This is a genomic window from Achromobacter pulmonis (assembly GCF_902859765.1).
In the GTDB taxonomy this organism is placed as follows: Bacteria; Pseudomonadota; Gammaproteobacteria; order Burkholderiales; family Burkholderiaceae_B; genus Achromobacter; species Achromobacter pulmonis.
Genome location: NZ_CADIJV010000007.1, coordinates 112,528 through 126,389, shown reverse-complemented (window position 1 = coordinate 126,389; position 13,862 = coordinate 112,528). Strand labels below are relative to the sequence as shown.

At 68.4% G+C, this 13,862-nt stretch carries 12 protein-coding genes; 11 read left to right on the top strand and 1 reads right to left on the bottom strand.

What is annotated here, in order from left to right; translation table 11 throughout:
* Positions 1-9 precede the first annotated feature (9 nt).
* From HV701_RS08805 to HV701_RS08790, 4 genes are all read left to right on the top strand, one after another.
* A complete protein-coding gene (locus tag HV701_RS08805) occupies positions 10-1,608 on the top strand; it encodes a GMC family oxidoreductase (RefSeq protein WP_175132688.1) in 1,599 nt (532 codons plus the stop codon).
* Positions 1,609-1,846: 238 nt separating this feature from the next.
* Positions 1,847-2,617 carry an SDR family oxidoreductase gene (locus HV701_RS08800; RefSeq protein ID WP_175132687.1) on the top strand — a complete coding sequence of 257 codons (771 nt, stop codon included), beginning with the start codon at positions 1,847-1,849 and terminating at the stop codon, positions 2,615-2,617.
* Positions 2,618-2,654: 37 nt separating this feature from the next.
* Positions 2,655-3,509, top strand: coding sequence for a fumarylacetoacetate hydrolase family protein (locus HV701_RS08795; protein ID WP_175132686.1), 855 nt, complete (start codon positions 2,655-2,657; stop codon positions 3,507-3,509).
* 28 nt (positions 3,510-3,537) lie between these two features.
* Positions 3,538-4,386, top strand: coding sequence for an IclR family transcriptional regulator (locus HV701_RS08790; protein ID WP_175132685.1), 849 nt, complete (start codon positions 3,538-3,540; stop codon positions 4,384-4,386).
* 1 nt (position 4,387) lies between these two features.
* Here HV701_RS08790 and HV701_RS08785 read toward each other — a convergent pair whose 3' ends face one another.
* On the bottom strand, positions 4,388-5,110 hold the full coding sequence (locus HV701_RS08785; RefSeq protein WP_175132684.1) for a Crp/Fnr family transcriptional regulator: 723 nt from the start codon (positions 5,108-5,110) through the stop codon (positions 4,388-4,390).
* Between the two features lie 122 nt (positions 5,111-5,232).
* On the opposite strand from HV701_RS08785, the gene HV701_RS08780 reads away from it, so the two are divergent.
* The 7 genes from HV701_RS08780 (at position 5,233) to HV701_RS08750 (ending at position 13,809) form a co-directional block, all read left to right on the top strand.
* A complete protein-coding gene (locus HV701_RS08780; protein WP_236756147.1) occupies positions 5,233-6,291 on the top strand; it encodes an ABC transporter substrate-binding protein in 1,059 nt (352 codons plus the stop codon).
* Positions 6,275-7,345, top strand: coding sequence for a FecCD family ABC transporter permease (locus tag HV701_RS08775; protein WP_236756148.1), 1,071 nt, complete (start codon positions 6,275-6,277; stop codon positions 7,343-7,345). Before HV701_RS08780 ends, HV701_RS08775 begins: the two co-directional genes overlap by 17 nt.
* Positions 7,338-8,072, top strand: a complete 735-nt coding sequence (locus HV701_RS08770) for an ABC transporter ATP-binding protein (protein ID WP_175132683.1) — start codon at positions 7,338-7,340, stop codon at positions 8,070-8,072. The genes HV701_RS08775 and HV701_RS08770 overlap by 8 nt, the downstream gene beginning before the upstream one ends.
* Before the next feature lie 5 nt (positions 8,073-8,077).
* A complete protein-coding gene (locus HV701_RS08765; RefSeq protein WP_175132682.1) occupies positions 8,078-8,680 on the top strand; it encodes a hypothetical protein in 603 nt (200 codons plus the stop codon).
* Entirely contained in the window at positions 8,677-9,327 is a 651-nt protein-coding gene (locus tag HV701_RS08760) for a hypothetical protein (protein ID WP_175132681.1), read from the top strand. Before HV701_RS08765 ends, HV701_RS08760 begins: the two co-directional genes overlap by 4 nt.
* 44 nt (positions 9,328-9,371) lie before the next feature.
* Positions 9,372-11,540 (top strand): TonB-dependent receptor, encoded by a 2,169-nt coding sequence (locus HV701_RS08755; protein ID WP_175132680.1) that lies wholly within the window; start codon positions 9,372-9,374, stop codon positions 11,538-11,540.
* Between the two features lie 100 nt (positions 11,541-11,640).
* Positions 11,641-13,809 (top strand): TonB-dependent receptor, encoded by a 2,169-nt coding sequence (locus tag HV701_RS08750; protein WP_175132679.1) that lies wholly within the window; start codon positions 11,641-11,643, stop codon positions 13,807-13,809.
* The last annotated feature ends 53 nt before the right edge of the window (positions 13,810-13,862 follow it).

Below are 13,862 nucleotides of genomic sequence, written 5' to 3'. Positions count from 1 at the left end.
GACCAGACGATGGGCGATTACGACTTCATTATCGCGGGCGGCGGCACGGCCGGCTGCATCCTGGCCAACCGCTTGACGGCCGACGGGCGCCACCGGGTGCTGATGCTGGAGGCCGGGCACGAGGCGCGCAGCATGTGGATCTCGATCCCGGCGGGCTTTTCCAAGCTGCTGGTGAACCCCGACTACAACTGGCGCTTTGCCACCGAGCCGGAGGACAACGTCTACGGCCGCGCCATTGCCGTGCCGCGCGGCAAGGGCCTGGGCGGCTCGACGCTTATAAACGGCATGATCTACGTGCGCGGCCGGCCGCAGGACTACGACGGTTGGGAGGCCGCTGGCGCCACCGGCTGGGGCGCGCGCACCGCCGAGCGCGTGTTCCGCAAGATCGAGTGCTATGAGCCGGGCGGCCCGACCCGCGGCAAGTCCGGCCCGATGCACGTGGAGGAAGTGGCCGAGCGCTTTCCGCTGTCCGACGCCTTCCTGCGCGCGGCGCAGGAAGACGGCCTGCCGCTCAATCCCGACTACAACGCCGGCTGCCAGGACGGGGTCGGCTATTACCAGGTGGTGCAGCGCCACGGGCGCCGCTGGAGCGTGGTGGACGGTTACCTGAAACCCGCCGCCGGCCGCAAGAACCTGACGGTGGAATGCGGCGCCCACGTGACGCGGCTGCTGTTCGAGGGCAAGCGTTGCGTCGGCGTGGCGTACCGCAAGAACGGCCAGGAATTTACCGTGCGGGCGCGGCGCGAGACGCTGCTGTGCCTGGGCGCGGTGCAGTCGCCGCAATTGCTGGAGCTGTCGGGCGTGGGCAACCCCGCGCTGCTGCGATCCTTCGGCATCGCGGTGGTGCACGCCCAACCGCAGGTGGGCGAGAACTACATCGACCATTTCGCCACGCGCATGAACTGGCGGGTCAGGAACACCGTGACGCTTAACGAGATGTCGCGCGGCTGGCGTCTGGCGCAGCAGGTGGCGCGCTACTACACCCGCCGCAAGGGCATCCTGACGCTGGGAACGGGGCTGGTGCACGGTTTCGTCAAGAGCGCGCCGGACCTGCCGGCGGCCGACGTGCAGTATTTCTTCGTGCACGCCAGCTACGCCAACGCGGCCGAGCGCATCCTCGATCGCGCGCCGGGTATGACCATCGGCGTGGCGCAACTGCGGCCGGAGTCAGTGGGCTCGATCCACCTGAAGTCGGCCGACCCGCTGGCGGCGCCGTCGATCCGGCCGAACTTCCTGTCGGCGCAGGTCGACCGCGACAGTCTGGTGGGTGGCATGCGGGTGGCGCGGCGCATCGTGCAGCGGCCGGCCCTGCGGCACTATGTGGAAAGCGAGTTGAGCCCGGGGGCGGCGGTGGACAGTGATGACGCGTGGCTGGATTTCCTGCGCCGCAACGGCCAGACCATCTATCACCCGATCGGTACCTGCCGCATGGGCGTGGACGCCGATGCCGTCACCGACCCGCGCCTGCGCGTCAACGGCATCGCCGGCCTGCGGGTGGTGGACGCGTCGGTGATGCCGAGGATGGTGTCCGGCAATACCCAGGCGGCGGTGATGATGGTGGCCGAGCGCGGCGCCGAGATGATCCTGGAGGATGCCGCTGTCGCGTGACCCGGGGACGGCTCGTGACCGCGAGTTCTAAGTTTTTATCAATAAAAACTGATTTTGGATTGAAGCCGGGCCAATCGAAGCAAGAATCAGGAGTGATTGCTATAAACATAAGGGTAAATACTTAAGTCCCGTGTCTTGTGGGAAGGCTGGAATTCTCTTAATTTGTTTTATCAATAAAAAAGAATTTCATGAGACGCGGCGTTCGCGCCGTCCGACCTTCCCACCGACGAGAAGAGACATGACCCTACGTTTGCAAGACAAGCGGGCGCTGGTCACGGCAGCCGGCAACGGCATCGGCCGCGCCAGCGCCCTGGCCATGGCGCGCGAGGGCGCCCAGGTCTGGGCCACCGACATCAACGAGGCCGCGCTCGCCGACTTGGCGAATGAGGCCCGCGAAGCGGGTCTGGACGGGCTTCGCACCCGGGTGCTGAACGTGCGCGACGGCGCGGCCGTGGCGGCCTGCGCCCGCGAGACCGGCGCGGTGGACGTGCTGTTCAATTGCGCCGGCTTCGTCCACGCCGGCACCGTGCTGGACTGCGAGGAAGCCGACTGGGACTTCAGCATGGACCTGAACGTCAAGACCATGTACCGCACCATCCGCGCCTACCTGCCGGCGATGCTGGCGCGCGGCGGCTCGATCATCAACATGGCCTCGGCCGCCTCCAGCGTGAAGGGCGTGCCCAACCGCTTCGTCTATGGCGCCTCCAAGGCCGCCGTGATCGGCCTGACCAAGGCGGTGGCGGCCGACTTCGTGACGCGCGGCATCCGCTGCAACGCCATCTGCCCCGGCACCGTCGAATCGCCTTCGCTGCGCGAGCGCATTGCCGCCCAGGCGCGCCAGCAGGGCAGCGACGAGGCGGCCGTACGCGCCGCCTTCGTGGCGCGCCAGCCGATCGGCCGGGTCGGCCGGGTCGAAGAAGTCGCGGCGCTGGTGGTCTATCTGGCCAGCGACGAATCCGCCTTCACCACCGGCACCACCCACGTCATCGACGGCGGCTGGTCCAACTGACCCGCTCGCGCGCGCTTTTTTCTTTCAAGGACTCTGCATGAAACTCGTACGCTACGGCCAACCCGGCCAGGAAAAACCCGGCCTCATCGACGCCCAGGGCGCGCTGCGCGACCTGTCGGGCGCGGTGGCCGACATCGATAGCGCCGCCATCGCCCCGGCCGCCTTGGCCAGGCTGGCGAAACTCGACCCGGCCAGCCTGCCGCGCGTGGATGGCGCGGTGCGCTACGGCTGCCCCGTCAGCGGGGTCGGCAAGATCGTCTGCGTCGGCCTGAACTACGCCGACCACGCCGCCGAATCGGGCCTGCCGGTGCCGGCCGAGCCGGTGCTGTTCCTCAAGCCCAGCTCGTCGCTCAGCGGCCCCAACGATCCGGTGATCATCCCGCGCGGCTCGGTCAAGACCGACTGGGAAGTGGAGCTGGGCGTGGTCATCGGCAAGCAGGCGTCGTACGTGGAGGAAAGCGAGGCCATGGACTACGTGGCCGGCTACACCGTGGTCAACGATGTGTCCGAGCGCGAATACCAGATCGAGCGCGGCGGCCAGTGGGACAAGGGCAAGGGCTGCGACACCTTCGCGCCGGTCGGCCCGTGGCTGGTGACGCGAGACGAGATCGCCGATCCCCAGGACCTGGACATGTGGCTGGAGGTAAACGGCCACCGGTTCCAGAACGGCAGCACGCGCACCATGGTGTTCGGGGTCAAGACGCTGGTCAGCTACATCAGCCGCTTCATGTCGCTGATGCCGGGCGACATCATCAGCACCGGCACGCCGCCGGGAGTGGGCCTGGGCCAGAAGCCGCCGGTGTACCTGAAGGCGGGCGACGAGATGCGCCTGGGTATCGCCGGGCTGGGCGAACAGCGCCAGGCCCTGCGGGCCTGGCGCCGGGCCGAATAGAATCGGGCTTCAACCCCACGCCGACGCCATGACCGCTTCCAAGATTTCCGCCGCCGATTCCATGCCGACCGAGGCCGACGTCCCGGACGCGCCGGGCGCGCAGCGCTATGCCGCGCCCGCCCTGGAAAAGGGGCTGGACATCCTGGAGGCGCTGGCCGCCAGCCCGGCCGGCTACACGCTGGCCGAGCTGGCGCAGCAGATCGGCCGCAGCGTCAGCGAGATCTTCCGCATGGCGGTGACGCTGCAGCGGCGCGGCTACGTGCAGGTCGACGACAACGACCGCTACACGCTGACGCTGAAGATGTTCGAGCTGGCGCACCGCCAGCAGCCGCTCAAATCGCTGGTGAGCGTGGCGCTGCCGCTGCTGCGCGAACTGGCCAACCGTTCGCGCCAGTCATGCCACCTGGCGGTCTACCAGGCGGGCCGGGTGGTGGTGATCGCGCAGGTCGACAGCCCCGAGCGCTGGTCGTTCGGCCTGAAGGTGGGCGTGATGATGGGCCTGACCGACACCTCCTCGGGCCACGTGCTGCTGGCCTTCCGCGACGAGGTCGAGCGCACCCGCATGCTGGCCGCCCATATCAAGGTGGAAGGCGAGCTGGAATCGGACCCGGGCGAGTTGTTTCCGCTCCTGGCCGACGTGCGCAGGAACGGCTGCGCCTGCATGCCAAGCCGCCAGATCCGCGGCATCACCAATGTCGCCTTCCCGGTGATGGGCGCGGGCGACCAGGCCATCGCCGCCATCAATGTGCCGCACATCGAGCGCATCGACCGCAAGGAATCACCCAGCATCGCGCAGGTGCAGGAGATCGTCGGCAATATCGCGCAGCGGCTGTCGACCCTGATGGGGTACAGCGGCTACCTGCCCGAGCAGGCGTAGTTCAGCGGCCGGCCGATGCCGGCGCCGCGCCGCCGGCCGCGAGCTGTTCGAGCGGAGCGAGGCACAGCACGTAGAGTTTGCCCTGGCGGTTGGCGACGATGCCTTCGCGCCGCCACCTGGCGAAGATGCGGCTCAGGGTCTCGGCGCGCATGCCGAGCTTGACCGCGATCTGCGAATGGCTCAAGGGCAGGACGAGCGGCTGCCCAGCCCGCGGCTTGCCGGCGCGCAGCACGTATTCGGCCAGCCGCTGCTGCGCCGAACTGGACGTCAGCCAGTCGATGCGGTCGGTGTGGTGCCGCACCAGCCAGGCGCCATGCGAGGCCACGCGGCAGGCCAGGCGGCCATCGTCGCGGCACAGTTGCAGGAAGGCGCCGTGCGGCACCAGGCAACCGCTGCCGTCGCGGTGCGCGCGGATGTGATGAAGATGGCGCGGGGCGGATTCGAACAGGGTCAGCACCGACAGCCAGCCGCCCGGGCCGACTTCGCCGAATACCTTTTCGCCGCCGTCGGCGGTATAGCGCAGGCCTTGCACCCACCCCTCGCACACCAGCAGGCATGAAGTCGCCGACTGGCCCTCGGAGAACAGGGTGTCGCCCGCCGCGAACCGCAGCCAGCGGCCGTGCGCGGCCAGCGCCCCAAGCGCCGCCTCGGGGATGCCTTCGAACCAGGGATGGCGCCGCAACGCGGCGAGCACAAGCGACCGGGACGAATTGACAATAGTCATTTGAATGGCAGGGGGGGATACCTAGAATTCGAATCGAAAATGATTCTTGTTCAGATGCTATCACCGTGAAAAAATGCGAGGCCAGGACGCCGCCGAAATCGCGCCGCCTTATAAATCTCCCTATGGTGCCGGCGGCCTTGCTGGCGCTGGCAGCCGCGTCCGGCGCGCTGGCGGCGCCGCTGTCCTTCAACGACATGCTCGGCAATCCGGTCACGCAGGCCGCGCCCTCGACGCGCGCGGTCTCGCTGCCGATGCCGGGCGGCACGCTGCTGATGTCGCTGGACGGCGGTTCGTCGCGGCACCTGGCCGGCATGCATCCCGATTCCTATGCACGCATGGCGGATCCGCTGCCCTCGCGCCTGTTTCCCCACATGGAAAGCGTGCGCTCGGACATCACCCGCTCGGGCTTCGTGCCGAACGTGGAAACCCTGCTGCAGATCCAGCCCGACATGGTGTGGCAGTGGGGCCACATGGGCGACGATCTGCTCGCGCCGTTGCGCAATGCCGGCCTGCCGGTGGCCGCGTTGCTGTACGGCACCGATGTGCGCACCCGCGAGTGGATCCGGTTGATGGGGCATTCGCTCGGGCAGGACGCGCACGCCGCCCGGCAACTGGCGTGGCGCGATGAGGTGCGCGCGCGGATTCTCGATGTCACTGCCGGCCTGCGCGCCGACGAACGCCCCGGCGTGCTGTATCTGTCGCGATACCGGCCGCAGTTGCGCACCTCGGGCGCGGGCAGCAGTTTCGATGACGACATCCAATTGACCGGCGGGCGCAACGTGGCGGCCGCGGTGGTCGGCACCGGCCAGTCGGTCGGCATCGAGCAGATCATGGCCTGGGCGCCGGACGTGATCCTGCTGAACAATTTCGAGTCGGGCCTGACGCCGGCCATGATCTACGCCGATCCGCTGTTCGCGGACATCCCGGCCGTGCGCAGCCACCGCGTCTACCTGATTCCGGCGGGAGGCTACATCTGGGATCCCCCCAGCCAGGAATCGCCGTTGTACTGGCAGTGGCTGAGCCAGTTGCTGCATCCGGAGCGGTTCGATTGGCCGCTGCGCGAGCACATCACGCAGGCCTACGCCTGGTTGTACGGCTATGACATCGGCGCCGCCGATATCGACAGGGTGCTGCGCATGCGATTGAACCAAGGGGCCGCCGGCTATGACCGCCTGCATTGAACGCGCCCCCGGGCGCGGCGAAGGCCGGCGGTCCGCGTGGCCCTGGTGGTTGATGATCGCCGCGGTGCCGCTGTCGGCATTGGCCGCGTTGTGCGTGGGACGCTATGCCTTGCCGGTGTCGCACGTGGCCGCCGTGCTGGGAAAGGCGCTGTTGCCCGATGGCCTGGCCGCGTGGCTGCCGTCCATTGCCGATGCCGAGCGCCGCGTGGTGCTGCTGGTGCGCCTGCCGCGGGTGCTGCTGGCGCTGCTGGCCGGCTCCAGCCTGGCGCTGTGCGGCGCGGCCTTGCAGGGCGCTTTCCGCAATCCCCTGGTCGGGCCGCAGATACTCGGCATCTCCTCCGGCGCGGCATTCGGCGGCTGCGCCGCGATCCTGCTGTTCTCGTCGTTGTGGGCCACCCTGGGGCTGGCTTTCGCCGGCGGGTTGCTGGCGGTGGCTATCGTCTACCTGCTGGGCCGTTCGCAGGGCCGCACCACCATCCTGATGCTGGTGCTGGCGGGCGTGGTCACCAGCGCCTTCTTTTCCGCGCTGATCTCGCTGGCCACCTACTTCGCCGATCCCTACGACAGCCTGCCGGCGATCGTGTTCTGGCTGATGGGCAGTTTCGCCACGGCGTCGTATGTCAAGCTGGCGGCGGCGCTGGCGCCGATCATGGCCGGCATGGGCCTGTTGTTCGCGCTGCGGTTCCGCATCAACGTGCTGTCGCTGGGTGACGAGCAGGCCAGCGCTATGGGGCTGGCGGTCGAACCGCTGCGCTGGATGCTGCTGGGTTGCGCCACGCTGGTGGTGTCCGCCAGCGTGGCGGTATCGGGCACGGTGGGGTGGGTCGGACTGGTAGTGCCGCACATCGCGCGCATGCTGGTCGGCCCCGACCACCGCGTGCTGCTGCCCGCCAGCGCCTTGCTTGGCGGCACCTACATGGTGTGGGTCGATACCGTCGCCCGCAGCGCCACCAGCGCCGAGATTCCGCTGGGGGTGATCACCGCGTTGATCGGCGCGCCCTTGTTCGCATGGCTGCTGCGCCGCACGCAAGGCCGGGAGGCGGGCCATGCTTGAACTGGATCGCCTTGCCGTGCAGGCCGGCGGCCGCCTGCTGCTGTCGGACCTGTCGCTGCGCGTGCCGGCGGGCGGCGTTCTGGCTGTGCTGGGGCCGAATGGCCGGGGCAAGACCACCTTGCTCAAGACGCTGCTGGGCTTGCAGCCGCCGGCCGCCGGCACGGTTTCCCTGAACGGCCATGCCGCCTACGTGCCGCAGCGCACCGATTCGCTGTTCGCCTATGACGTGCTGGCCATGGTGACCATGGGCCGCGTGCGCCACCTGCGCTGGTGGGCCTCGCCGGGCCCGCGCGACCGCGAAATCGCCCGCGAATGCCTGCGCGCCGTGCGGCTGGAGCATCTGGCGGGGCGGCCGTTCCATGCGCTCAGCGGTGGCGAACAGCAACTGGCCTGCATCGCGCGGGCCATGGCCAGCGCCAGCCCCATCATCGTGCTGGACGAGCCCAGCGCGGCGCTGGACCTGCGCAACCAGGACGTGATCCTGTCGTTGCTGCGGCGGCTGGCGGGCGAGGGCATGGCGGTGGTGTTCTCCACCCATCAGCCGCAGCATGCCCAGCACATCGCCGACCAGACCCTGCTGATGCATCCCGACGCCTGCGAGGCCGGCCCCACTGGCCAGATGTGCACCGACGAGCGCCTGACCCGCCTTTACGGCCTGCCGCTGCGGGTGACCGCCATCGCCGCCGACGGCCGCGAGGTGCCGGGCGTGATTCCGCTTTTCCATTGAACCCGATGAACACGATCGTCTATCTGAACCACTGGACCGGCAGCGGTCCCGCCGCGCTGACCGGCGGCGAGGCGCCGCCGGCCATTGCCGAACCGCTGTACGCCCTGCATCGCCTGGAACTGGCGACGGTGCGCGCCTTGCTGGTGCCGGCCAATACCGATCAGCGCTACCTGCTGTCTCAGCAGGCCCGGCTCGAGGCCTGGCTGCTGGCCGGCGGCACCATGGTGTTCAACGGCCATGTGGCTTACCCCTTCCTGCGCTGGCTGGCGCCGTTCGTGCCCGGTCCGGCGCGCGGCATCGACGGCCTGCGGCTGCACCGCGCCGATGCCCACCCGGTGTTCGAGGGCGTCGATCCGGAACACCTGACCTTCCGCCGCGGCGTGGCCGGCTTCTATGCGCGCGGAGGCAACCCGCCGCCGGCCGGCGCAAGGGTGCTGCACACGCTGGGGCCGGACGCGGTGCCGGTGGATTGGGTGCTGGCGCTGCCCGGGGGCGGCCGCCTGCTGACGCATTCCGGCAACGATATGTGGATGTATGCCGGCAGCGCCGACAGCACCTGCCGCATCGTGCCGCAGCTGTTCGATTGGCTGCACGGGGAGGCGGCATGACTGGCGCCCGTCACCCCGACCCGGCCCGGCGCGAGCCGGTGATTGCCGCGCTGGACGCCGGCACTTACTACCACCACCGCACCTTTCGCACGCCCGAACTGGCGCCGTACATCGACCGGGGGATCTACCTGCCGGAGCTGGATGACGCCGCCCTGGACGGCTGTGACGCCCTGATCGTGTCGTGCCGCATCAACCCGGAGCTGCTGGTGGCGCAGCGCGACCGCTTCGCCCGTTTCCTGGCCGCCGGCAAGACGCTGGTGGCGATGGGCGAAACCGGGTCGCACCGCTGGCTGGACGGGGTGCGCTGGACCGACTGCGAAGTGAACTTCTGGTGGTGGAAGACGCCCGGCGCCGATCCCGGCCTGCGGCTGGCGGCGCCCGGCCATTCGTTGTTCCGCTATCTGACGCTGGCCGATGTCACCTGGCATCAGCACGGCACCTACGCGCCGCCGCCGGGCGCGGTATCGCTGGTCGACAAGGTCGGCGCCGGTTCGGTGCTGTACGAGGACTGCCGCAGCACGGCGGGCCGGCTGATCGTGACCTCGCTGGATCCGATGTATCACCACGGCAGCTATTTCATGCCGGCCACCAGCCGTTTCCTGCGCGGCTTTCTGCCGTGGCTGAAAGATTCCACCCCCGCCGCCTGAGGCGGCGTCCCTTCGGCCTCCGGGCTTTGCCATTGCATTCTCGTATGACTCATTCCTTCCCGCTATCGCCTTTCGCCCACGCCATCCTGCTGGCCGCCGCCAGTCTCGGCGCGCCCGCCATGGCCGCCGACTCCGCCGCGCAACTGCCCGCCATCCGGGTCACGGCCGATGATGCCGCCGCCGACGACGGCCGCCTGCATGCCAGCGGCGCCGTGCCGCCGGCGGCGACGCTCGACCATACGGTCACGCAATCGGTGTCGGTGGTCGACCGCCAGGATCTCGACCGGCTCAGCGCCATCAGCACGCTGGAGCTGCTGGGCCGGATTCCCAACGCCACCATCAATCTGGGCGGCGGCATTGGCGGCACGTTGTTCCTGCGCGGCATGGACACGCTCGATATGCGGGTGCCCGTGTTCATCGACGGCAATCGCTTCCGTGGCCGCAACAAGCTGCAGTTCATGCTCATCAGTCCGACCGAACTGGAGGCCGTCGAAGTGGTGCGCGGGCCGGATTCGGCGCGCTTCGGCAGCGATGGGCTGGGCGGCCTGATCAACTTCGTCACCAGGCGCGCCCACGGCAACCTGGCGCATGGCTTCGCGCTCGATGGCGGTGAGCTGTCGGCCACCTGGAACAGCAATGGCAACGGGATGCAGGCCAGCGCGGCGCTGGAGGCGGCCGGCGACGGCCTGGACCTGCGTGTCTATGCCACCGGGCGGCGCGCCGGCAACTTCCGCAGCGCCAGCGATGAAGTGCCCAATAGTGATTTTCGCAGCGCGGGCGGCGGCATCGTGCTGGGCTACATGCCGGACGCGCGCCAGCGCGTCGAGATCAGCGGCCGCATGGCACACGTGAACGAAGGGTGGGCCGGCACCGTGCCGCCGTATCCGCTGGCCACCACCCGCAGCGATCCCTTGAACGTCAAGCAGGGAAAGTTGGCCTATCAGGGAGCGTTCGACGGCGTGCTCAGCGAGTTGCGCGCCAGCCTCTACGTCAACGAGTTCGACACCACGCTGGTGGTGCACAACCAGGCCAACCCAAACCGGGTGCTGGATGTGCAGCGCCACGTGCCGGGGCCGCTGGCTTATGGCGGCAATCTGGCGGCGACCATTCCGTGGGCCAGCGTCGCCACCACGGTCGGCATGGATTTCATGCACGAGAACTGGCCTGGCCAGGCGCGGCGCACGCAGGTGACGCTGCGCCAACCGGATGGCGGCACGACGGTCAATCGCGGCGATTGGGTTCCCAGCGGCCCGTCCCGCTACCAGACCAATATCGGGGTCTTCCTGAGCAACGAGTGGACGCCGTCCCCGAAATGGACCTTGACCGCCGGCGGCCGTGTGGATTGGTACCGGTCCGACGTCGACCTTTCGCCTTTGCCATCGCCCGATCTGCTGCCGGCCTTCCGCGCGGCGCAGAACAACCAGCAGACCGCCACCACCGGCAGCCTGGGGCTGTCGTACCGCGCCACCAAGGTGGTCGAACTGTTGGGCAGCGTCGGCAACTCGTTCCGCATGCCGTGGATCTTCGACATGTTCGACGCCGGCTTTACCGGCGCCAGCTATGCCTTCCCCAATCCCGAACTCAAGCCCGAGCGTGGTGTCAACGTCGATGTGGGCACCCGGCTGCATTTCGATGATGCCACCGTCGGCCTGACGGCGTTCCGCAGCGACTTCCGCGATTTCATCGAGAACGTCAACACCCTGTACAACGGCCTGCCCGCGACGCAGAAAAGCAATGTCGGCAAGGTGCGCGTACAGGGGGTCGAAAGTGACTGGCGCTGGCAGGTGACGCGCGCGTTCAACCTGTATGGCAGCGCCGGCTACCTGCATGCCACCAACCGGATCACGAACCGGCCGTTGCCGTCGATCGCCACGCTCAGCGGCCTGATGGGATTGCAGTACGTCGGCCCGAACGAGGCCTACGCCTTGAGCGGCGAGTTGCAGTGGGCCAAGGGGCAGGGCCGCTACGATGACCACAAGGAATATCCGGCGGCCGGCTTTGGCGTGGTCAACCTGTTCGCGCAACTGCAATTGGACAAGCTGGGCCTGCCGCGGGTGGGTAACACCCAGGCGGTGTTCAGCATCAACAACCTGTTCGATCGCGCCTATCGCACCGCCGCCACGGCGTCGAATGTGAACTACCCGATGACGAACCTGAATCCGTTGCTGCAGCCCGGACGCAGTTTCAGCGTGACGCTGCGCACGCGCTTCTGAGCCTGCCGCGCGGGGCGATGTCGTCCCGGCTGCAAGATCCCATCGCCGCCGCCCGAGGCGGCGCGCCTCCCGCCTTCGGGCTTTGCTTTTGCGCTCCTGTATGACTCAATCCTTTCTGCCTTCGCCTCTGGTTCGCGCCTTCCTGCTCGCGGCCATCACCCTTGGCGCGCCCGCCACGGCCGCCGACACCGCCGCGCAACTGCCCGCCATCCGGGTCACGGCCGATGACGATGCCGTCGACGATGGCCGCCTGCATGCCATCGGCGCGGTGCCGCCGGCGGCGACGCTCGATCATGCGGTGACGCAATCGGTGTCGGTGGTCGACCGCCAGGACATCGACCGGCTCAGTCCCATCAGCACGCTGGAGCTGATCGGCCGGATTCCCAACGCCACCATCAACCACACGGGCGGCATCGCCGGCACGGTGTTCCTGCGCGGCATGAACACCAACGACATGCGGGTGCCTGTCTTCATCGACGGCAATCGCTTCCGCGGCCGCAATACCCTGCAATTCATGCTGATCAGCCCGACCGAGCTGGAGCAGGTCGAGGTGGTGCGGGGACCGGATTCGGCGCGCTTCGGCAGTGACGGGCTGGGTGGCCTGATCAACTTCGTCACCCGGCGCGCCCACGGCAATCTGGAGCATGCGTTCCAGCTCAATGGGGGCGAGGTGTCGGCCGCATGGCGCAGCAATGCCAATGCGATGCAGGCCAGCGCCGCGCTGGAGGCCGCCGGCGACGGCTTCGACCTGCGCGTCTACGCCACCGGACGGCGCGCCAGCAACTTCAGCAGCGCCGCCGAGGAGGTGCCCAACAGCGGTTTTCGCGGCGCGGGCGGCGGCATCGTGCTGGGCTACATGCCGGACGCGCGCCAACGCATCGAGATCAGCGGCCGCATGGCGCACGTCAATGACGATGCGGCCGGCGCGGTGCCGCCGTATCCCCTGGCCAGCAGCCATCGCGATCCGCTGGCCGTCAAGCAGGGCAAGCTTGCCTACGCGGGCGAATTCGACGGCCTGATCAGCCAGTTGCGGGCCAGCCTTTACGTCAACGAATTCGATACCACCCTGGCCGCCCACAATGAGGTCAACGCGGCGCGCGTGGTCGACGTGCGGCGTCACGTCATCGGACCGCTCGTCTATGGCGGCAATGTCGCGGCGACCATCCCGTGGGCCAGTGTCGCCACCACGGTGGGCATGGACTTCATGCACGAAACCTGGCCGGGCATGAAGCTGCTTACCCAGACCACAGTGCGCCAGCCCGACGGCAGCCGCGCCGTCAATCGCGGCGATTGGGTCCGGACCGGTCCGACCCGCTACCAGACCAACATCGGCCTGTTCCTGAGCAACGAATGGAACCCCGCGCCGAAATGGACGGTGAGCGCCGGCGGCCGCTTCGATTGGTACCGCTCCGACGTGGGGCTGAGTCCGTTGCCGTCGCCCGATCTGCTGCCGGCATTCCGCGCGGCACAGAACAATCAGCAGACCGCTCTCACTGGCAGCCTGGGCCTGTCGTACCGCGCCACCGAGCGGGTTGAACTGCTGGGCAGCGTGGGCAATTCGTTCCGCATGCCCTGGATTTTCGACATGTTCGACGCCGGCTTCACGGGCACCAGCTACACCTTTCCCAATCCCCAGCTCAAGCCCGAGCGCGGCACCAACGTGGACGTTGGCGCCCGCCTGCATTTCGACAATGCCACGGTCGGCCTGACGGCGTTCCGCAGCAATTTCCGCGATTTCATCGAGAGCGTCGACACGATGTACCTGGGCTTGCCCGCCACGCAGCGCCGCAACGTCGGCAGGGCGCGCGTGCAGGGACTCGAAAGCGATTGGCGCTGGCAGGTGACCCATGCGCTCAACCTGTATGGCAGCGCCAGTTACCTGCACGCCACCAATCAGGTCACCCACCGGCCGTTGCCGTCGATCGCCACGCTCAGCGGCCTGATGGGATTGCAGTACGTCGGCCCGAACGAGGCCTATGCCCTGAGCGGTGAATTGCAGTGGGCCAAGGGGCAGAATCGCTACGACGATCGCCGGGAATATCCGGCCGGCGGCTTCGGCGTGGTCAACCTGTACGCGCAATTGCAGCTGGACAAGCTCGGAATGCCGCAGTTGGGCAATACCCAGGCGGTGCTGGGCATCAGCAACCTGTTCGACCGCGCTTATCGCACCGCCGCTACGGCGTCGAACGTGAACTACGCCATGACCGGCCAGAATCCGCTGCTGCAGCCGGGGCGCAGTTTCAATCTGACGCTGCGCACCCGGTTCTGACGCGGCGCGGCGGCGGGGACCGGACGCGGCCGCCGCGGGTTCCAGGCCGATGG